The organism is Thioalkalivibrio thiocyanodenitrificans ARhD 1 (assembly GCF_000378965.1).
Lineage (GTDB): Bacteria > Pseudomonadota > Gammaproteobacteria > Ectothiorhodospirales > Ectothiorhodospiraceae > Thioalkalivibrio_A > Thioalkalivibrio_A thiocyanodenitrificans.
On record NZ_KB900536.1, the window covers coordinates 308333 to 328027 of the forward strand.

The following is a 19695-nucleotide window of genomic DNA, read 5'->3' on the forward strand; positions in this document are numbered from 1 at the left end:
TCGGTGCGCACCTCCGAGCGTCACGCCGGCTGAGCCGTATGGTCAGACCCTGCCTGCCGCGTGAGGCCGAAGGCATGCCCCGTCAGACAGTTTCGACATCCCTCCCGTGCGTTCGGGGCGTCACTGCGGCTGTCATGCGAACGCCGGGCTGCGCATGCGAAGCATGACAGCCGTCATGCGCGTCAGGAAAGCGCCGGCCATCGTGACGATGACGGCCATCACCAAGTGGTCCATTTCGAGTATCGGGGTCTGCCAGGTCAGGTAAAGCGACAGCAGCAGGCCCCAGATCAGGGGCACTTCGGCGTAGAACTCGCCCTTGAGGCTAGCGATGCTTCCCGATTGGCGCACCAGGTCTCTCAGGATGCCGCCGCCCGCGGCGGTGATCATGGCCAGCAACGGCGCCCACAACCACAATGGCTCGGTGCGTGCCGTGACCGCGACAGCGACCCCCGTCACGGTAAATGCGGCGATGCCGACGGCGTCGGAGACCTGGTAAAGGTTGCCGATCAGACCATGACGGCCAAGTGCCTCGATGCGTATCCGAAGCCAGTCGCGCTGACGCAGGATCCGGACTGCGCGGATCATCAGAAATCCAAACAGAACCGTTGCGCCGACCAGGCTCAGGTATAGCGGTGAGGCCAGTACGGCAATGGGCTCGCGACCGACAAGCAGGTCGCGTAACGCACCGCCGCCCACCGCAGGCAACGCCGCCAATACAAGTGCGCCAAGGAGGCTGTAACGTTCGCGTATGGCAATCAGAATTCCGGAGATGGCAAAGGCGACTGTGCCGATGATGTCGAACACGCTGAACCAGCGGCTGTCGAGCGTCTGTGCCAGAAAGAGCGGGAACAGATAACTGCTGATGATGCGGCGTGTTTCGCCCGTCTCTTCATGCGCGAGGATCGCCTCATTGAAACGCGCTACGGTTTCCGGATCGACCGTCTCCTTGCTGAACATGAAGTGGATATCCACCGAGAAACGGAACGGATGCTCGTCGACCAGCTCGCGCCAGCCGCCTCGCCAGGCCGACGTGCTGGCCACCAGCCTGTCAGCCAGAAATCCGTCGATCCGGTCGTCCATCAGATTGCGAAAATTCTCGTAATCGTTCTCGGCATACACGATGTATCGCGCATTCTCCGGATCCACGATGTAGGCATTCACCGCCGGGTCTGCATAGGCAAAGCCGGAGATCACGCCGAGGCGCATGCCGGTGTCGCGAAATGTGCGCAACATGCCCTGGATATCATCGAACGGGTAGTGCGATGCCTCGCCACGCGGCAGGTACAGCACATTGGTTTCCTGCCGGTAGGGTCTTGAATAGCGCACGAACTCGGCACGATCAGCAGTCCATGTCGCACCGGAAGCCAGTTCTGCGTGGCCATCGCGCAGCTGCGCAATATGCTCGTGCCAGGGCCGGTAGCTGTAGTCCACCGCAAATCCGGCAGCCCGGGCAATGGTTCGGGTAAGCTCGACGTCGAGCCCGGTCAGTACAGAAGTACCGTTGCGCAGCTCGTTGTACTGGTAAGGATCCCAGAGATACCATCCACCGCGCAGAACCGGCAAATGACGTCCCTCCTCGTCAACCATGCGCGCGGACTCGCCGGAACCGGCGGACGCAGACACCATCGGGGCCAATAGGATGTACGCAGTCAGCGCAAGCAGCACCATGAGATGCGTCCTGCCGGCGGTATGGAACCAGGACCTCATGTGCTTCTCGCTGAAAAGTACATGGATGGGCAAACAGGGTCAGCTCGACGGAGTGTCCTGTCCCGCGTGTCGATACGTCAAGGTTTGGTGTGAGATTCGACCCGGAATGCCCGGGAGCCCGCTAACTCTGATCTCTCGGCAGGTTGTTCATCTGTGGGCCGGGGTCCCGCAATGCAGGGCCGTTCCTGCATGAGCCCAGCCCCTTGGGCGAACGGCCCCGATACCGATGGATTGAACGCCGGAAGGGCCGGGTATCAGTCGTTCGTGCCGGTACGCCCGGAGGCGACGATATCCTCCAGGGTCTCCATCGGGCCCGGATGGCCGAACAGGTAGCCCTGGAAGAATCGGCAGCCCCGGGATCTCAGGAACTCCAGCTGTTCCCGCGTCTCGACGCCTTCCGCAATGACCTCCAGCCCGAGCGTGCGGGAAAGGGTGATGATCATTTCCGCGATGGCGGCGTCGTTGGGATCGAGCAGTACGTCCCGTACGAAGCTGCGGTCGATCTTCAGCTTGGACAGGGGCAGGCGCTTGAGATACGAAAGGGATGAATAGCCTGTGCCGAAGTCGTCCAGGGCAAAGGTGACGCCCAGGGCGCGGATGGCGTTCATGCGCTTCATGGCGGCTTCCGTATCCTCCAGCAGCAGGCTTTCCGTCAGTTCAAGCGTCAGACGCCCGGCGGGCGCACCGGTTTGCTCAAGTACCCGTGTGAGTTCGTTGTAGAAATCCGGGTGGCGGAACTGGTAAGCGCTGACATTCACGGCCAGGACGAGATCCGCGTACCGTTCGTCGCCTGCCCATTCGGTGAGACGCGTGCAGGCGGATTCCAGCACCCAGTGCCCCAGTTCCATGATCAGGCCGGTCTGTTCCGCCACCGGGATGAACTCCATGGGCGGAACCAGGCCGCGCTCGGGATGATGCCAGCGAAGCAGCACCTCCGCGCCGCGGGCACTGCCCTGATCGTCCACGAAGGGCTGGTAGTGAAGGAAGAACTGCCCGTCTCGGACAGCCTTGCGGAATGCGGCCTCGAGCGCCGAACGCTCTTCGGCCGCCCGGTGCATCTCGGGGGCGAAGAAGCTCAGCGTGTTGCGGCCCGCCGCCTTGGCGCGGTACATGGCGAGATCGGCCTGGCGCAGCAGTTCGTCCACGGTGGTGTTCTCCTGTCCGAACAGGGTGATTCCGATGCTGGGGGTGCAGTGGTGCTCCCGTTCCCCGATGTGGAAAGGCGCCGCCATCAACCGGATCAGCTTGCGTCCGACGGATTCGGCCTGGGATGCGGCCCGTTGCGGGTCCGCGTGCAGGTCGTTCAGGACCACAACGAACTCGTCTCCGCCCAGGCGCGCGAGGGTGTCTGCCTCACGGATGATGTCCTGCATTCGGGAGGCCACATCGCGGAGGACGGTGTCCCCGATCTCGTGACCCAGCGTGTCGTTGATGTCCTTGAAGTTGTCCAGGTCGATGAACAGTACGGCCCCATGCCCGTGATTGCGGTGCGCGACGGCCATGGCCTGCTTGAGGCGGTCGTGGAGCAGGCTGCGGTTGGGCAGGGCGGTGAGTGTGTCGTAGAAGGCGAGCCGCCGGATCTCTTCTTCCGCCTGCTTGCGTTCGGTGATATCGCTGAGTGTTCCGAAGGTCGCGGCGACATTGAGGCTGGCGTCCCGGGCGGCCCGCGTGTAGATACTTACCCAGCGAAATCCGCCGTCCCGGGTCGCGACACGAATCTCGTCACGGTCGGAGACTCTGTCGCCCTGGATCAGTGGCGCACAGAAGGCTGCGATCCGCGGTCTGTCATCGACATGGATGAAGTCGGCCACGGGCCGGCCGAGAGATTCCTCCACGGTGAATCCGGTCAGTTCCTCCCAGGCGGGATTGAGCAGTGTCCAGCGGCCCTGCGCATCGGTGCGGAAGATCACCTCGGAGATATGGGTCAGGACTTCGCGGTAGCGGGCTTCACTCTCCGCCAGCGCGGCCCCGGCCTTGCGTTGCACCGTCACGTCCAGCGTCAGGCCGCGCAGGACGGTGTTGCCCTGGGTGTCCATGGCCGAGGATACGATGTCCCGGAGCCAGATCCATTGGCCGCTGCCGTGCCGGAAGCGGTAGTCCACCGAGTGCGGCATCTCGCTGGCCGTATCATAGGCCTCGTCCAGGCGGGCGAGATCGTCCGGGTGGATCAGGCGCCTGCGCGACCCGGCGTCCGACATGCGGGAGGTGGGGATCCCAAGGATGATGTGGGTGTCGCCGCCCATGAAGCGCCATTGCCCGGTCCGCGGCACGGCCTCCCAGAGAATCGCATCCACCCCCTGCAACAGGGTGTGCAGCCGCTCTACGGAGTCGAGCAGCCTGAGGTTCTGTTGCTCCAGGCTGGACCGGGATCGGTCCAGCTCCGTGGCCAGGGCATTGAGGCTGTGCGCCACCTCTCCCAGTTCGTCGCTGGACTGATCCGGGATGCGATGCCGCAGATTGCCCTCCTGGAAGGCCTGGGCACCTTCCTTGAGTTGTCTGAGTCGACGGGTGATCCCAAGGCCGAAGATGATGACTGCAAGGATGGACAACAGGAGCACAAGGATGCCCAGTATCAGGTGGCGCTGGCGCAGCACGGTCGTGAGCGCGTCCACCGATTCCGTCGAGTAGGCCACGCCCAGTGTCCCTAGCTTCTGACCTTCCAGGTGGATGTCCCGGGTAATCTGCACTTGTCCGGGCAGGATGCGGACGTGGTCGCTGGCGGGAGGCAACGGGTCCGGCGGGTCGCCCAGGTGCGCCAGGTGACGCTGGTTCGTGTCCATGACCACCACGTACATGAGGTCCCGTTCACCCGCCGAAAGTTCCACCACTTCCTGGAGCAACGCGGGATCCCTGTACGCCAGTCCGGGGACCAGGGCACTGGCCATGATCAGGCTCTGCTGTTCCATGTGGCGTGCCAGCAGCTGGGAATGACTCTTCTGGATCTCCTGGCCGGTACTCCACACGAGCACGATCACCATGGCCACCTGAATGGCCGCCGCGCCCAGGATGAGTTGCAGTGCGAAGCGAAAGCGCATGGTTCAGGGCGTGTCCGGAGGTGCTTCCAGGTGACGGCGGGTTTCAGTAAGGATAGGCCGGAACGGCTCGTAGGTCTGCGCCGAGGTGGATCGGTAGCCCGCGTAGTCCATCTGCCGGAGCACATCGCTGCCATCCGCCTGGTCGGCCATGGTGATCAGAACATCCGCGATATCGTCCCGCAAACGTTCCGTGAGCCGGCGGTGCGCCAGTACGCCGATACCCGGGAATCGATCGGACTCCTCCAGGATGCGCACGGCGAGATTCTGATTGATCTCGTGACGCGCCGCGTTGATGGAGGCAATGGCGGCACCCGCCAGTCCGCTGGTCACGGCGTGGATGGCGGCGTTGTGGGAGGGGTAGGCGACGAATGTGGGAAGCCGGTCGGAGGGGTCCATATAGTCGAGCAGGTACTCTTTGCCCACCATGGTGATCAGGGCCTCCGGCGGCGGCGTGGCGATTGTCCGCTCTGCCAGGTCATGCAGGGTGAGCGCCTGGTCGTCGCGTGCCACCACGAATGCGGCGGACAGTTCGCTCCGGTGCCCGGCGATGAGATGATAATGGCCCGAATCGAGGGCGATCAGTACGAAGTGCGGGGCCGTCAGTACCAGGTCATATTCACCGGCTTCGATTCGCGCCACATGCACCGCGAAACTGCGCGCGCTCTCCAGTTCGAAGGATGTGCCCAACCGGTCTGCGAGGTAATCCCTCAAAGGGGCAAAGCGCTGGAACAGCGACACGGGGCTTGCGAATGGCAGCAGGCCGAACCGAAGGGGCCCGCTGGTGTCGGCCTGTTCCGCCGCTGCCGGTGCGCAGAGGAGCAAGAGGCCGCAGAGGAGCGTGAGCCCCGGGAAGCCGGTCCCCGCGCGGCGCGCCGGGTCCTCGAGGTTGTCCGATGGCCGGGGTTCCTGCTGGCGTTCTCGCATCGGTGTCCTCCGGGTTAGTGCGATGGCCGCGATCCTCAACTCAGGGCTGCGGTGCGGATCCCCGCCTGACCCGGCGACGCCGTCTGTCGAACATCCGCGAACGTGCCCGTGCCCGGAGTGCAGCGTTCCGGTGCAAGGTCATGAAGGGATGGTCCTGTATTTTCCTGTCACGCAAGTATGCCAGTGTCGCGGCCCGGAGCCCGTTGGCGGCCCGGCGCAATCCGACAGGCAAGCGGTTATTGGCGACGAGTGATCGGGCGGCGTCCTTCAGTGCCCGTGATCGCAGGGCTCCGGGCGATAGGGGGTGTCGCGGATGCGATCGTGTTCGATCATCCGGTAATGGATGAACCGGTCCACCTCCCGGAAACACATGAAGGGGTTGCCCTCGATCTGTTCGGACAGGGTGGAGGTGGGTTTCTCGGCGTAGTTGTGGCCCGGGTGGATGACCATGTCCGCGGGAAGACCCTCGCGCATGCGCTTGAGCGTCTGGAACATCTCCTCCGGATCGCCGCCCTTGAGGTCGCAGCGCCCGCAGCCGAACACAAACAGGGTGTCACCGGTGATCAGGTCGTTGTTCAAGCGGTAGCAGGCCGATCCCGGGGTATGCCCGGGCGTGTGCAGGACTTCGATGGCCGTCTCGCCGAGCTGAATGTGATCGCCGCCGTGATGCAGTTCGGGGCGCGCCAGTTGCTGGCCCCAGAAACGGGCCTCGGGCTTGAGCAGGTGAATGCGGGCGTCGTGCGCCTCCATGATCTCGCCGATGCCGTTGATGTGATCGTGATGGCTGTGGGTGAGCAGGATATCGGTGATGCGCACCCCGAGCCGCTCGGCGAGGGCATTGATCTGCGGCACATCCCAGGCCGGATCCACCACGGCGGCGGTGCCCGATGCCCGGTCCTCGATGAGGTAGACGAAGTTTTCCATGGGACCCAGTTCCAGGGCGTGGATGCGGTAGGGGGCGTCTTTCTGCATGGGAACTCCTCCGGGCGTCACAATGCGCCGGGCCGGGAGGACCCGGCCCGGGTGGTGTGCCGGCGTTCCGGCCCGGTCAGCCGAAGGCCTGGCCGGGGGTGACGCCGAACTTCTTTAGGATGATAGCCAGCGGGCAGAAGCCCGTGAAGGCGGACTGCAGCAGGTTGAAACCCACGAAGGCGGTGAGCCAGTGCCAGTGCGGGGCGTGGTAATAGCCCAGCAGCAGGCTGATAAGGATCACCGTGCCGGCAAATGCCATGACGAAACGATCGATGGTCATTGGTTTTCGAGCCTCCTTATAACTATTAGAAAACTCTAATATACAGACCGGCTCATCGTTGTTCAATGGGCACGTACTTGCGGGGCTGGCTTCCGGTGTAGAGCTGACGCGGGCGTCCGATACGGGATTCCGGATCCTTCATCATCTCGTCCCAATGGGAGATCCAGCCCACGGTGCGGGCCAGGGCGAAGATCACGGTGAACATGTTCAGGGGAATGCCCATGGCCCGAAGGATCAGGCCGGAATAGAAGTCCACGTTGGGGTAGAGCTTGCGCTCGATGAAGTAGTCGTCCTCGGTGGCGATGCGCTCCAGTTCCAGGGCCACCTCGAACTGGGGCTGATTCTCGGCCCCCAGTTCCGCCAGCAGTTCATGGCACATGGCGCGGATGATCTTGGCCCGGGGGTCGTAGTTCTTGTAGACCCGGTGGCCGAAACCCATAAGGCGGAAGGGGTCGTCCTTGTCCTTGGCCCGCTTCACGTAATGATCCACGCCCCCGCCGTTCTCGGCGATCTCGTCCAGCATGTGGATCACCTTCTCGTTGGCGCCGCCGTGCAGCGGCCCCCAGAGGGAAGCGATCCCGGCGGACACCGCCGCGAACGGGTTGGCCTCGGAGCTTCCGGACAGGCGCACCGTGGAGGTGGAGGCGTTCTGTTCGTGATCCGCGTGCAGGATCAGGATCAGGTCCAGTGCGCGCACGAACGTGGGATTCGGCTGATACTCCTCCGTGGGTACGCTGTACATCATCTTCAGGAAGTTCTCGGTGTAGCCGAGGCTGTTGTCCGGGTACTGAAAGGGCTGGCCCATGGCGTACTTGTAGGACCATGCGGCGATGGTGGGCATCTTGGAGATCAGGCGGTGGGCGGAGATCTCCCGGTCCCTGGGGTTATGCACGTCGGTGTTGTCGTGGTAGAAGGCCGACAGCGCACCAACCACGCCGACCATGATGGCCATGGGGTGGGCGTCATGGCGGAACCCGCCGTAGAAGCGGCGGATGGCCTCATGGAGCATGGAATGCTCCTTGATGATCCGCGAAAAACGGCTCAGCTGATCGGAATCCGGCAGTTCCCCGTAGATCAGCAGGTGGCAGGTCTCCAGGTAGGTGCTGTGTTCGGCCAGCTCCTCGATGGGATAGCCGCGGTACATGAGCACCCCCTTGTCGCCGTCGATGTAGGTGATGGCGCTTGAACAACTGGCGGTGGACATGAAACCGGGGTCGTAGGTGAAGTAGCCCAGTTCCTTGTACAGGGTCCGGATATCGATGGCGCTCGGACCGTGTTCTCCCTCGTGAACGGGTAACTCCACCTGTTTTCCTGTGGTGTTGTCGGTGAGGGTGACGGTACGGGGTTTCATGGGGGGTCCTCGCGTGTCGGTGGGTCGAATCCGGTCGGGCAAAACGTATATTACACCACATGGGCCGGCCTTCGTCGGCGCCCACGGTGCGGCTGTGGGTTCGCGGCCCGGGCCGCGGTTTCAGGGCGTTCAGCCACGATCCTAGGCCGTCTGGTCCGGGATATCGATAGGATGTCGGCAATAGTGATTATTACCGCGCTTAACCCTGACATGGCTGCCTGCAGGGCCCCGGGCGGGTGCCCGGCGTCCGGCAGGTGTCGATGTCAGGGGCTGCGTGTGGCGAAGGCGATACGCCGCACACCGCTGCTCTGCAACAATGAAACCAGTTCGGCCACCGACTGATAGGGCACGGTGGCATCCGCGCCCAGTCGAATCACCAGTTGCGGTTCATCACGCAGGCGGACGGCGAGCATGTCGGGGAGTGCATGGCGGCGTACCGGCCGGTCCTCCAGCAGCAACCGGCCGTCGGCATGCAGCACGAGATTCGCCACCTGCGGCTCCGTGCCGGGTTGTGCCTCGGCCCGGGGCAGGTCCACGTTGAGCGCCTGGGCAAGAATGGGCGCCGCGATGATGAACATGACCAGCAGCACGAGGATCACGTCCACGAGAGGGACCACGTTCATCTCGGAAAGGGGCTGGTCGTCGTCTCCGAGCAGACCCCCGGCCATCAGCCCGCCCTCCCGGCGGCATGGCCGACGGCTGACACCGTGCTCGCGGGAACCGGTGCCTCGTGATTCAGTCCGGCCAGCATGCAGGCGGCGTTGCCTTCGAGCAGCACCAGGATGCGGCGCAGCCGGCGAAGCAGCAGGTTGTAGCCCACCACGGCCGGAATGGCGGTGAACAGGCCCGCGGCGGTCGCCACCAGGGCTTCGGCCACGGGACCCGCGATCAGATCCATGGAGACGGCCGTGCCCGTGCCTCCCAGTGCCTGCAGGGCGTGCATGATGCCCCACACGGTGCCCAGGAGGCCGATGAAGGGCGCCGTGTTGCCAATGGTGGCCAGGATGACCAGGCCGTTCTCCAGTTCGGTGCGCTGTGCCCTGACCCCATGCGCGGCCGTCTCCGCCAGGCCCTCGCGCGGGCCGCTGCCGCGCAGGGCGGCGGTTCGCAAGGCATCGTGCACGCGGCGCGACGCGGATCCGGCCGCCACGGATTCACCGGCCCCATGCGGCGCATCGAGCGCCAGTTGACGTGCGGCTGACCGCTCCATGCGAAGCGCCCGCCCGAGCTGCACACCCTTGTACAGGATCACGCTCCAACTGAGCAGCGACAGGCCGATGAGCAGCAGGAACACGCCGCGCACGATCCAGTCGGCATCCTGCCACCATCCCAACCACAGATTCTCGCCCATCATCGACCCTTCAGTGATATGCCGGGTACCGGTCGTTACCCCGTCTTGCGTTCGTCACCCTCTCCGCCGGGGCGGCGCGCCCGCCTACCCATTCTCCAGCGTGAAGCGGATGGGTACCTCGACCGTGGCGGCGACGGGCCGACCCATGCGCCGCGCCGGCTCGAAGCGCCAGCCCTTCACGGCATCCCGCGCCGACGTATCGAGGATGCGGAAACCCGAGCCTTCCAGCACCCGGACCGCGAGTGGCAGGCCCTGCGCGCTCACTTCCACCTCGAGCCGTACCACGCCTTCCATGCCTCGACGGCGGGCGGCCATGGGGTACACCGGCTTGGGATTGTCCAGGTAGGCGGCCCCGGCGGTGGGCGGCGTGTAGGCATCAGCCGGATCGTCCCGCTGTCCGTCGATCGGTGGGTGTGGTGCCGCGGCACCCGCCGCAGGTAAAGGTGGCGGGGATTCCGCAGATCGCTGCACGTCCCGGGGCTCCGGTACGGGTTCAGGTTCAGGTTCTGGATCAGGCATCGGTTCGGGCTCCGGCACGGGCACGGGCACGGGCTCGGGCTCAGGCTCAGGCTCAGGCTCAGGCTCAGGCTCAGGCTCAGGCTCCGGCACGGGCTCAGGCTCCGGCACGGGCTCAGGCTCCGGCACGGGCTCAGGCTCCGGCACGGGCTCAGGCTCCGGCACGGGCTCAGGCTCCGGCTCCGGCTCCGGCTCCGGCTCCGGCTCCGGCTCCGGCTCCGGCTCCGGCTCCGGCACGGGCCGGGCAGGTTCCATCGATGGCGGATCGGGTTCGGGATCAGGGGTTTCGTGCGTTGCCCCGCTGCTGGACATGGATTCAGCGAGCCGGACCATCTCGAATCCGGCCGCCATCGGCGTGGCTCCGGGACCCTCGGCCGATCCCCAGGCCAGCAGCATTGCGAGACCGGCATGCACCGTGGCCGCTCCGGCCACGGCGAGGAATTTTGCACCACCTCGCGGGAGGACATGTTCATGGGCAGGCGCGGGGGGGCTAGTCGTGCCCGCATCCGTCCCCCGTTGACCGGGCGCAGATCCGGCGTGCGCCCCGCTCCGCCGACCGTTTGCCGCTGACTGCATGGTGACTGTGATCCGGTGGGTAGAAGTAGGTGCGTGGCGGTTCGCCGTACCGGTCCCGGTCGATGGCCGGGCGAAGCCGACGCGCGATGGGGTGGGCAAAGATCCGATATCCGTGTTGGCGGAGACCACGGCCGTCGACGCGTTTCGTGGCCTCGTCGGCGAGCTCCCCGTCGTCCGCATGGATGGATCATGGTGACCTCGTTGGTTGTTGTCCGGTGACTCAGAAAGCAGGAAGCCAAAGGTGTGCCAATCCGTAAAACTGTCCGGATTTCCTCATGTTATGAACTCATGCGGTGATTGCCACAAGACGTATCGCAGGCATATGCCGCACCGAACGCGCCATCTGCCACACGCCTTGTCCCACGTGTCCGGCCGGGCATCACAGTGCGTGCCCTGGAAAGGAAACGAGGGGGAATCGGACGCGCCGCATCTTTCGAGCCGGGGCCGGTGCGGGAGAGGTATCCCGATGCATTCCGCGGCGTGGCTGTGCACGGCGCGTTGGAACAGGACAGCCGGGCCCTGTTCGGCAGCTTGCTAGGGGTAAAACAGGGTGGCCACCGCCACGGCCACGATGGTCAGGCCGATGATCTGACGCAAATGCGTGATCCGGGCCAGGCGGGCGAGCTGGGCCGCGAATACCCCGGCGGTCATGACGGCGGGCAGGGTGCCGAGGCCAAAGGCGAACATCAGCAGGGCGCCTTCCAGGGCATCGCCGGCCGTCAGGGTCCAGATCAGCATGGAGTACACCAGGCCGCAGGGCAGCCATCCCCAGGCGGCGCCGAACAGCAGGGCCTGCAGCGGCGATGAGACCGGCAGCAGGCGGCGCCCGTAGGGCTCCAGCCGCCGCCACACGGGGGCGCCGATGTTCTGGAGCTGTGCAAATCGGGGGAACCATCCGGCCAGGTACAGACCGATGCCCACGAGTACCGCGGCCGCCAGCGTCTGGGCCAGCACGTGGAGAAAGGCCATGTTGCCGCCGCCACGAAGCAGTATCGCGCCCACCGTCCCCGTAATCGCCCCGGCCAGCGCGTAGCTGCCGATGCGACCGAGTCCGTAGGCCAGCAGGTAGGCGGGCAGGCGCCAGCGGCTCTGGCGAACCTCAACGGGCAGGCTGAACGTGAGCGCACCGCTGATGCCGCCGCACATGCCAAGGCAATGGAAGGTGCTGGCGAGGCCGATGAGCAATGCGGTGGCGAGGCTGAGTTCCAAGGGGTCTCCCGGCAGGTCGTCAGGGCGCGCGCAGCCCCCTCACGGGTTGGGGGAACAGGCCGGCTGGCGCCTGTTCTGCCATGGTACAGGACGGCCGGCGGGCGATGTCGGGCATCGGGGTATAGGGTTCGTCATGGACAGGGGTTACCACGGGGAGCGGACGAGTGGGCGGGTAAGGCAGGGGTGCGATCGTTTCCGCTCCAGGCGGAACACGGTTTTCTTCGCCACCCGGCCGTCATGGGACAGGCGGCTTCAGTTGATGGCGTACTTCTTGAGGCGGTACTGCAGCGTGTCCCTGCTCAAGCCGAGAAGCCGCGCGGCGCGCGTGCGATTGCCGAGGGTCTTTTCCAGGGCCTGGCGGATCAGGTCCGCCTCCAGTTGCGCCAGGTGGACACCGTGCTCGGGCAGGGCAAAGTCACCCTCCGGCGCGTTGACGGGCGGTTCGGTGAACTCCTTCGGGAGGTTGGTCGCGTGGATGGTCCGCCCGCCCAGCAGGATGAGCATGCGCTCGCAGAGATTGCGCAGTTCGCGCACGTTGCCGGGCCAGGGGTAGCGTGACAGCACCTGGAAGGCGTCCGGCTGATACTCCGGGGCGGGCAGGCCGTGCTGCCGGGCGAGTGCCTCGGTGAGATGTCGCAGGAGCACCGGCACGTCTCCCCGGCGCTCACGCAACGGGGGCAGTTCCAGAGGCACCACATTGAGTCGGAAGAACAGATCCTTGCGGAAACGGCCCGCGCGAACCTCGCCCTGGAGATCGCGATTCGTGGCGGCGATGACGCGCACGTCGAGCTTCTCCGGTGCCGCCTGCCCGACCGCCTGGGATTCCCCGCACTCGAGAAAGCGCAGCAGTTTTGCCTGACAGTTCAGGGGCAGCTCGCCGATCTCGTCCAGAAACAGCGTACCGCCGGCGGCGGCCCGGATTCTCCCCGGCTGATGGGTGAGGGCCCCGGTAAACGCCCCGCGGCGGTGGCCGAACAGTTCCGACTCGATCAGCTGCTCCGGCAGCGCGGCGCAATTGATGGTGGCCATGGGGGCATGGCTGCGCCGGCTGGCGCCGTGGATGGCGCGTGCCATGAGTTCCTTTCCGGTCCCGCTCTCACCGTGGATGAGCACCGTGACGTCCACATGGGCAACGATGCGTGCGGCATTGACCACGGCCTGGAGTTCCGGGGATTCCCCAATGAGCAGGTCATCGAAGTCATTGGTCATGGTTGTCTCCATGCCTCGTGGGATGAGTTGGGCATCCGCCTGTTCCCGCCGGGAGCCTGCCTGCCCGTTGCGGGCCGTCAGGGGGCAGGCACTGTGCCAATGCTACCGTCATACGCCCGTCAACGGCTTGACTTCGGTCATGAGGCAGGTGAATGCCGGGGTTGATACCATCGGCCAGCGGTGTAGGCAGTCGGTCCCCGGTGAGACACGGGCTCGAGGCCGCCCGGGAGAAGGGGGCGGGTGTGCATTCTCCGTCCGTGCCCGGAACCATGCTGGCGGATGCCCCGGTGGCAATGAATCAGTGGTCCGGTTGTTCCAGCAGCTTCTTCCTGATGCGCGTGATATAGGACCAGGTGATGCCGCCCAGGAAGCAGGCGATCCCAATGGCGGAGAGTGCCAGACGCAGGAATCCCTTCTGCTCCTCCTGCGCTATGTTCGTCTCCGCCAGCAGTACGAGTCCGCCGATCAGGACCAGGAGGATCGAACCCAGGGAATGCCATCGGAGTTTCTTTCGGGTCTCGTCGATCTCCGCCCGTCGCCGGTCGTCGTTCTCGGGTTCATGGAGGGAATTGATGGGGGCGCCGCACTGGGGACAGGATGGTGCGAAGGGGTCGACTTTCGTTCCGCATTCGGGGCAATTGATCAATGCCATACTCATGCATCTCCGGGATCCCGGCCCGCCTCGACTGCGCAGAGGCATGCGCATGCGAGCCCTCGAACGGTTGCTGTCGGCTGCAGGCATTCAGGTGGGGCACAGTGCCGGGGAGAGAGTGTAGCAGGTGCCGGCCCCGGCCCGCATGCGCGATGGCGAGCGGCCGGAAACAGAAACGGCGATCCCGGGCATGCCGTAAATCGCCGTTTCTGAAGCGGTTTCTGGTGGGCGGTACTGGGATTGAACCAGTGACCCCTGCCGTGTGAAGGCAGTGCTCTACCGCTGAGCTAACCGCCCAGGAAGCGCGTCATATTAATGATCGGGTGGTGAGGCGTCAATGGTGGGCGGGGTACGGACATGAACGAGTATCTGTTTGTTTACGGGACATTACTGGGGGGGGCGCCCGACCCGGAGGTCAACCGGGTGGTGCGCAGCCACTGCCGCGATGCGGGCGCGGCGTCGGTGGCGGGGCGGCTGTACCGGTTCGACTGGTATCCCGGCCTCGTGCCGGATCGGGAAGACCCGCCACGGCGCGTCAGCGGCCGCCTGCTGCGGATCCAGGCACCGGAACGCTGCTGGCCCGTGCTGGATGCATATGAGGGGTATCGTCCCGGCGCGCCCGACAAGAGTGAGTTCGTTCGGCGGCGGATCGTTGCGCGCAGGGAACCCGAGGGTGAAGCCCTGGAAGCGTGGGTCTATGTCTACAACGGCGCAACGGGCGCAGGTCGCCCCATCGTGTCCTGGCCGTCCCCGGGCAGATGCGGATGAGCACCGCGAACCCCAACGGGCCGGTCTTGTCGGAGGTCCGGTGTGCCGGGGATCGTTTCTCGGCCGGAGCTACGCCCGCGTGTAGGTCCGCTGCACGTAGGCATCCACCAGTGCCTGGAACTCCTCGGCGATGTGATCCCCCTTCAGGGTGACGGTCTTTTCGCCGTCTTCGTAGACCGGCGCCACGGGCACTTCACCGGTGCCGGGCAGGCTGATGCCGATGTTGGCGTGCCTGCTCTCCCCGGGCCCGTTGACCACGCAGCCCATCACCGCCACCGTCATCTCCTCCACGCCCGGGTAATGTTTGCGCCACTCGGGCATCTGGTGGCGGATGTAGGACTGGATGTCCTGGGCCAGATGCTGGAAGTACTCGCTGGAGGTGCGCCCGCAGCCGGGGCAGGCCACCACGGACGGCAGGAAGCTGCGCAGGCCCAGGCTTTGCAGGATCTCCTGGGCGACGAGCACCTCCTGGGTCCGGTCCCCGCCGGGTTCCGGGGTGAGCGAGATGCGGATGGTGTCGCCGATGCCCTGCTGCAGCAGCACGGCCAGCGCCGCCGTCGAGGCCACGATGCCCTTGACGCCCATGCCGGCCTCGGTGAGCCCCAGGTGCAGGGGATAGTCGCAGCGTGCGGCGAGATCCGTGTAGACACGGATCAGGGGCTGCACGCCGCTCATCTTGCACGAGAGAATGATGCGGTCGTGGGGCAGGCCGATCTCCTCGGCCCGTGCGGCGCTCTCGAGCGCTGAGGTGATCAGTGCCTCGCGGGTCACGTCCTCCAGTTCCATGGGTTCGGGCCGTGCGGCGTTCTCGTCCAGCAGGCGCGCGAGCAGGTCCTGGTCCAGGCTGCCCCAGTTCACGCCGATGCGCACGGGCTTGTCGTAACGGCAGGCGATCTCGATCATCTGCGCAAACTGGGTGTCGCGCTTCGCACCGCGCCCCACGTTGCCCGGGTTGATGCGCAGCTTGGCCAGGGCCTCGGCGCAGGCGGGATGCTTGGCGAGCAGCTTGTGGCCGTTGAAGTGGAAATCTCCCACCAGCGGCACGTTCAGACCCATGGCATCCAGCCGTTCGCGGATTTCGGGCACGGCCGCTGCGGCCTGTTCGTTGTTCACCGTGACGCGCACCAGTTCCGAGCCCGCGCGTGCCAGCTCCGCTACCTGAACCACGGTACGCATGACGTCGGCCGTGTCGGTGTTGGTCATGGACTGCACCACGACGGGCGCATCTCCGCCTACGGTGACGGGGCCGATCTGTACGGGGACGGTGGCGTGGCGGGCGATGGCGGGATTGCGGGAGGTCATGGGCGGTCGGGGGAGCATGGGGGTGTAAGGGGGGTATTTTAACGCATCTGAATGAGACGAGTGACCGGAAGGCGTGACAGGTGAACCGTCATCCGTCACCAGTCGCTCGTTACGGGCATATCCGCATGGGTCAAGCGAAGCGGACCCATGCTGCGCGGGCGCTTCTCAGGTCAGCGAGAGCCGCAGGATCGTGGTGGCCACAGAGAAGTAGATCAGTACGCCGAATACGTCCGCCACCGAAGTGATCAGCGGCGCGCTGGCCGAGGCGGGATCGAAGTTGAGCCGCTCGAGGGCAAACGGCAGCACCATACCCAGCATGCTGGCCATGACCACCACCAGCACCATGGAGATGGCGACCGCCAATCCGACGTCGGCGCCGCCAAGCCATGCCCCCGCGCCCCAGACGGCGAGACCCATGGTGGTACCCAGTGCGATGGAGACCAGCAGTTCCTTGCCCCAGAGCCTGAGCCAGTCCCTGGCCTGCACGTCGCCGGTGGCAAGTGCGCGTACCATCAGAGTGGAGGACTGAGCGCCGGCGTTGCCGCCGCTGGCGATGACCAGGGGCAGGAAGAACACCAGCGCCACTACGGCCTCGATGGCCGTCTCGAACAAGGCGATGGCGGCACCGCTGAAGATGTTGACCACCACCAGGATCACCAGCCAGCCGATGCGCTTCTGATAGAGCAGACCGGCACTGGATTCCTTGAGGCTCAGGCCCACGCCCACGCTGGCCATCTTGTGGAAGTCCTCGGTGGACTCTTCCTCCATGACATCGAGCACGTCGTCCACGGTGATGATGCCGTGTAGCTGACCGGCCTCGTCCACCACCGGCAGGACCTCAAGGTCGTAATGGCGTATGATCCGGGCGGCCTCCTCCTGATCCGCGTCGGTGAGGATGCTGACCACGTCGGTCATGGCGATGTCACCCACCCGGGCGCCCGGATGCCCCAGCAGCAGGTCGCGAAGGCGCAGGCTGCCCAGAAGCTCCCCCCTTTCTCCGGTGACGAACACCATGTTCATGGTTTCGCCTACCTCATGTTGTTCCCGTACATGCTCCAGTGCCTGACCGACGGTCCAGTCCGGACGCAGGGCGATGAACTCGGGCGTCATCAACCGGCCGGCGCTGTCCTCCGGGTAGGTGAGCAGGGTCTGGAGGATCTGCTGATCCTCCGTTGGCAGCATCCCCATGAGCAGTTCGGTATGTTCATCGGGGAGATCGTCGAGCAGCGCGGCGGCGTCGTCGTAGTGCAGTTCGCCGATGATGCGCGCCTTGTCCTCATCCTCCAGCACATCGAGCACTTCGGTCTGCGCCTCGGTGCTGAGGTGGGAGAACACGTTGGATGCACGCTCCGGGCTCAGCAGGTGGGCCAGGAGGCGTTCGCGATCCATGGGTGCAAGGTCGGGGATGGCCTTGGCGATGTCCTGGTCCGCGAGATCGGCCAGTATGCCGCGCAGGGCGTCCCAGTCGCGGGTGGCAACCAGTTCCGGGAGTTTGTCGAGGATGTCGGTGCTTTCGGTCATGGATGTCTCACAGGATGCCGCCGGCCGGCAGGTTCAGCATGGCCACCGCGAGCGAGAAATAGATCAGGATGCCGACGATGTCCGCCGCTGAGGTCACCAGCGGCACGCTGGCGGTGGCCGGGTCCATGCGCAAACGGGTGAGAATCAGTGGCAGCATCATGCCCACCAGACTGCCCATGGCCACCACCAGGGTCATGGCGATGGCCACCAGCAGGGCCACATCGGGCCCGCCGCGCCAGAATCCCAGGGCGGATACCGCGAGGCCCATGGTCAGTCCGAGCGCGATGGATACGCCGAATTCGCGGCCCCACAGGCGCAGCCAGTCCTTTGCCTCGACGTCGCCCACGGCCAGGGCGCGCACCATGAGGGTGGAGGACTGGGCACCCGCGTTACCGCCGCTGGCGATGATGAGCGGCAGGAAGAAGATCAGTACCACCAGGGCCTCGATGGCCTCCTCGAACCCGGCGATGATGGTGCCTCCCACGAGGTTCAGTGCCACCAGCACCAGCAGCCAGCCGATGCGTTTGCGGTAGAGGAGTGGAAACCCGGCGTCGCGCAGGCTCAGATTGAACATGCCCACGGAGCCCATCTTGTGGAAATCCTCGGTGGTTTCCTCCTCCACCACGTCGATCACGTCGTCCACGGTGATGATGCCGAGCAGGATGTTGTCCTCGTCGACGACGGGCAGGACCTCCAGGTCGTAGTGCTGGATGAGCCGTGCCGCGTCCGCCTGATCGGCCTGGGCGTTGATGGACACCACCGGCCCCGTGGGAAGTTTTTCCACGGGGTCGTTGGCGCGTCCCAGCACGAATCGTTTCAGGGGGAGCGCATGGAGCAGATGGCGGTCGTCATCGGTGACGAAGATGACGTTCACCGTCTCGCCCCGTTCACTGTGCTCCCGGATGTGGGCCAGGCTGTCGGTGATGGTCCAGTCCGGGCGCACGGAGACGAACTCCGTGGTCATGAGCCGACCGACGCTGTCTTCCGGATAACCCAGGAGCGTCAGGGCACGGCGGATGGCCCGGAACGGGAGCAGGCGCAGGAGGCGCCGCACCTCGTCGCCGGGCAGGTCCTCCAGCAGCGCGGTGAGATCGTCCGGCAGCATCTCCGAGAGGATGTGGCGGGCCTCGGCGGAGGAGATGTAACCCAGCAGGCGGTACTGATAATGCGGATCCAGATAGGAGAACACATCCACCTTGCGGCCCCGGGGCAGGGTGGCGAAGACCTGCGGGATCTGCTCCTCTTCGAGTTCCATCAGCGCATGGGCGATGTCCTGGATGCGCATCAGGTCCAGCAGGTCGCGCAGGCGCGGCAGGTCCCCCCTTTCCAGGAGTTCCCGGATCTCGATCAGGTAATGTTCGAAATCATTCTCCATTGCTCGCTCTCCATGGTGCGACGCGCGCACGGGACCCTTGTGACATCGACGCACGAAAGGCCGATGTCAACTGCCCGAACCGGCACCGCAACGGCGGTCGGACGGACCGGTTCGCTGGAAACGATCAACTTGGGCGCCCGCAAAGGGGCATGCTGCACCAGGTCTTCCCGTTCCCGCCTGCTGAGCCTGCGGGAAGCGGAGCCTGGACGTCAGAGGGGTCTAGGCGGGCTTCACCGCAGGAAGGAGTCAGTTAAGGTACAACTGGAACTTTCCAAGGTAACGTGACCTCTCGTATCAGACATGGCTGATTATATAGAGCCGGTGCAAGGGGTCAAGGGAGCGGTGAAGCGGAAAGGGTCAATCGGGAAGTGCAAAGGCGAATCGGATCTGTATTCACGGTCCCCGGTCCGGGCTTCTGACCTACCACGCCGGTTGCAGTACGATGGCCGCGTAGCCGAGCAGTGCGTAGTCCTGATACAGGGCGGTGCTCGAGGGCACCACGTCCAGGTCCGGCGGGAAATCCGAAGCGTCCATGTTCATGTCGGCGGCCAGTGCGCCGCACAGGTGGACGTCGACGTTGTCCAGACCCGTGAGCGCCACGGCCTGTGCCTGAAGGTCGGGGTAGGCGGCGCGCAGGCGGTGGGACAGGGCGGCCAGTTCCGGACCGTAGCTGATGACGGCCACGTGGACGTTGGGCAAGTGCTCCCTGAGGTGGTCCGCGTAATAGCGGGCCCGTGGCAGCAGTTCCACCAGGGCGTCCTCGCGATGTTGCGGATGAGCAGCATCACGCCGTGAGGCGGGGGATTTGTCTCCAGCAGGGCATCCACCTGATGATGTTCCGGGTAGAACTCCGGAGGGAGATCCGGGTCTGCCCGGGAGGTGGCGGACAACGCGAGCACCCCTGCCAGGAAACACTGTCCCAGGATGCGGCCCGGCAGGCGGGGCGC

At 65.3% G+C, this 19695-nt stretch carries 17 protein-coding genes and 1 tRNA gene; 1 reads left to right on the plus strand and 17 read right to left on the minus strand.

What is annotated here, in order from left to right; genetic code table 11:
- Positions 1–132 precede the first annotated feature (132 nt).
- From THITHI_RS0101335 to THITHI_RS0101400, 13 genes are all read right to left on the minus strand, one after another.
- Positions 133–1668, minus strand: a complete 1536-nt coding sequence (locus tag THITHI_RS0101335; RefSeq protein WP_198005560.1) for a TRIC cation channel family protein — start codon at positions 1666–1668, stop codon at positions 133–135.
- 293 nt (positions 1669–1961) lie between these two features.
- Positions 1962–4742, minus strand: coding sequence for a bifunctional diguanylate cyclase/phosphodiesterase (locus THITHI_RS0101340; protein WP_018231266.1), 2781 nt, complete (start codon positions 4740–4742; stop codon positions 1962–1964).
- 3 nt (positions 4743–4745) lie between these two features.
- Positions 4746–5666, minus strand: a complete 921-nt coding sequence (locus tag THITHI_RS0101345; RefSeq protein ID WP_018231267.1) for a phosphate/phosphite/phosphonate ABC transporter substrate-binding protein — start codon at positions 5664–5666, stop codon at positions 4746–4748.
- A 267-nt stretch (positions 5667–5933) separates the two neighbouring features.
- Positions 5934–6638, minus strand: a complete 705-nt coding sequence (locus THITHI_RS0101350; protein WP_018231268.1) for an MBL fold metallo-hydrolase — start codon at positions 6636–6638, stop codon at positions 5934–5936.
- Between the two features lie 76 nt (positions 6639–6714).
- The gene (locus THITHI_RS0101355) at positions 6715–6918 is read right to left on the minus strand and encodes a YgaP family membrane protein (RefSeq protein WP_018231269.1); all 204 of its coding nucleotides are present in this window, start codon (positions 6916–6918) and stop codon (positions 6715–6717) included.
- A 52-nt stretch (positions 6919–6970) separates the two neighbouring features.
- On the minus strand, positions 6971–8269 hold the full coding sequence (locus tag THITHI_RS0101360) for a citrate synthase (RefSeq protein WP_018231270.1): 1299 nt from the start codon (positions 8267–8269) through the stop codon (positions 6971–6973).
- A gap of 263 nt (positions 8270–8532) precedes the next feature.
- Complete coding sequence (locus THITHI_RS0101365) at positions 8533–8937, minus strand: ExbD/TolR family protein (RefSeq protein WP_018231271.1); 405 nt, start codon at positions 8935–8937, stop codon at positions 8533–8535.
- Positions 8937–9623 carry a MotA/TolQ/ExbB proton channel family protein gene (locus THITHI_RS18260; RefSeq protein WP_018231272.1) on the minus strand — a complete coding sequence of 229 codons (687 nt, stop codon included), beginning with the start codon at positions 9621–9623 and terminating at the stop codon, positions 8937–8939. The genes THITHI_RS0101365 and THITHI_RS18260 overlap by 1 nt, the downstream gene beginning before the upstream one ends.
- An 81-nt stretch (positions 9624–9704) precedes the next feature.
- Positions 9705–10532, minus strand: a complete 828-nt coding sequence (locus tag THITHI_RS0101375) for an energy transducer TonB (protein WP_018231273.1) — start codon at positions 10530–10532, stop codon at positions 9705–9707.
- Between the two features lie 714 nt (positions 10533–11246).
- Positions 11247–11921, minus strand: coding sequence for a sulfite exporter TauE/SafE family protein (locus THITHI_RS0101385; RefSeq protein WP_018231275.1), 675 nt, complete (start codon positions 11919–11921; stop codon positions 11247–11249).
- A gap of 252 nt (positions 11922–12173) precedes the next feature.
- Positions 12174–13130: a sigma-54 interaction domain-containing protein gene (locus THITHI_RS0101390; protein ID WP_018231276.1), complete on the minus strand. Its 957-nt coding sequence runs from the start codon at positions 13128–13130 to the stop codon at positions 12174–12176.
- A gap of 298 nt (positions 13131–13428) precedes the next feature.
- Positions 13429–13788, minus strand: coding sequence for a zinc ribbon domain-containing protein (locus THITHI_RS18265; protein ID WP_198005561.1), 360 nt, complete (start codon positions 13786–13788; stop codon positions 13429–13431).
- Positions 13789–14004: 216 nt separating this feature from the next.
- A tRNA-Val gene (locus tag THITHI_RS0101400) sits at positions 14005–14079 on the minus strand.
- A gap of 60 nt (positions 14080–14139) precedes the next feature.
- Between THITHI_RS0101400 and THITHI_RS0101405 the strand changes: the two genes are divergently transcribed.
- Positions 14140–14550 carry a gamma-glutamylcyclotransferase family protein gene (locus THITHI_RS0101405; RefSeq protein WP_018231278.1) on the plus strand — a complete coding sequence of 137 codons (411 nt, stop codon included), beginning with the start codon at positions 14140–14142 and terminating at the stop codon, positions 14548–14550.
- 69 nt (positions 14551–14619) lie between these two features.
- On the opposite strand, the gene ispG is transcribed toward THITHI_RS0101405, so the two are convergent.
- The 4 genes from ispG to THITHI_RS0101425 all read right to left on the minus strand — a co-directional run bounded on the left by ispG (position 14620) and on the right by THITHI_RS0101425 (position 19498).
- Positions 14620–15852 (minus strand): flavodoxin-dependent (E)-4-hydroxy-3-methylbut-2-enyl-diphosphate synthase, encoded by a 1233-nt coding sequence (gene ispG, locus THITHI_RS0101410; protein ID WP_018231279.1) that lies wholly within the window; start codon positions 15850–15852, stop codon positions 14620–14622.
- A 165-nt stretch (positions 15853–16017) separates the two neighbouring features.
- Positions 16018–17373: a magnesium transporter gene (gene mgtE, locus THITHI_RS0101415; RefSeq protein WP_018231280.1), complete on the minus strand. Its 1356-nt coding sequence runs from the start codon at positions 17371–17373 to the stop codon at positions 16018–16020.
- A 7-nt stretch (positions 17374–17380) separates the two neighbouring features.
- On the minus strand, positions 17381–18748 hold the full coding sequence (gene mgtE, locus THITHI_RS0101420) for a magnesium transporter (RefSeq protein WP_018231281.1): 1368 nt from the start codon (positions 18746–18748) through the stop codon (positions 17381–17383).
- 420 nt (positions 18749–19168) lie between these two features.
- Complete coding sequence (locus THITHI_RS0101425) at positions 19169–19498, minus strand: hypothetical protein (RefSeq protein WP_018231282.1); 330 nt, start codon at positions 19496–19498, stop codon at positions 19169–19171.
- Positions 19499–19695 lie beyond the last annotated feature (197 nt).

Bases quoted from the DNA above. Each gene is read 5' to 3' on its own strand.
- THITHI_RS0101335 (WP_198005560.1), bottom strand. From the start codon at position 1,668: ATGGTGCTGCTTGCGCTGACTGCGTACATCCTATTGGCCCCGATGGTG.
- THITHI_RS0101340 (WP_018231266.1), bottom strand. From the start codon at position 4,742: ATGCGCTTTCGCTTCGCACTGCAACTCATCCTGGGCGCGGCGGCCATT.
- THITHI_RS0101345 (WP_018231267.1), bottom strand. From the start codon at position 5,666: ATGCGAGAACGCCAGCAGGAACCCCGGCCATCGGACAACCTCGAGGAC.
- THITHI_RS0101350 (WP_018231268.1), bottom strand. From the start codon at position 6,638: ATGCAGAAAGACGCCCCCTACCGCATCCACGCCCTGGAACTGGGTCCC.
- THITHI_RS0101355 (WP_018231269.1), bottom strand. From the start codon at position 6,918: ATGACCATCGATCGTTTCGTCATGGCATTTGCCGGCACGGTGATCCTT.
- THITHI_RS0101360 (WP_018231270.1), bottom strand. From the start codon at position 8,269: ATGAAACCCCGTACCGTCACCCTCACCGACAACACCACAGGAAAACAG.
- THITHI_RS0101365 (WP_018231271.1), bottom strand. From the start codon at position 8,937: ATGGCCGGGGGTCTGCTCGGAGACGACGACCAGCCCCTTTCCGAGATG.
- THITHI_RS18260 (WP_018231272.1), bottom strand. From the start codon at position 9,623: ATGATGGGCGAGAATCTGTGGTTGGGATGGTGGCAGGATGCCGACTGG.
- THITHI_RS0101375 (WP_018231273.1), bottom strand. From the start codon at position 10,532: ATGCTGCTGGCCTGGGGATCGGCCGAGGGTCCCGGAGCCACGCCGATG.
- THITHI_RS0101390 (WP_018231276.1), bottom strand. From the start codon at position 13,130: ATGACCAATGACTTCGATGACCTGCTCATTGGGGAATCCCCGGAACTC.
- THITHI_RS18265 (WP_198005561.1), bottom strand. From the start codon at position 13,788: ATGAGTATGGCATTGATCAATTGCCCCGAATGCGGAACGAAAGTCGAC.
- THITHI_RS0101405 (WP_018231278.1), top strand. From the start codon at position 14,140: ATGAACGAGTATCTGTTTGTTTACGGGACATTACTGGGGGGGGCGCCC.
- ispG (WP_018231279.1), bottom strand. From the start codon at position 15,852: ATGACCTCCCGCAATCCCGCCATCGCCCGCCACGCCACCGTCCCCGTA.
- mgtE (WP_018231280.1), bottom strand. From the start codon at position 17,373: ATGACCGAAAGCACCGACATCCTCGACAAACTCCCGGAACTGGTTGCC.
- mgtE (WP_018231281.1), bottom strand. From the start codon at position 18,748: ATGGAGAATGATTTCGAACATTACCTGATCGAGATCCGGGAACTCCTG.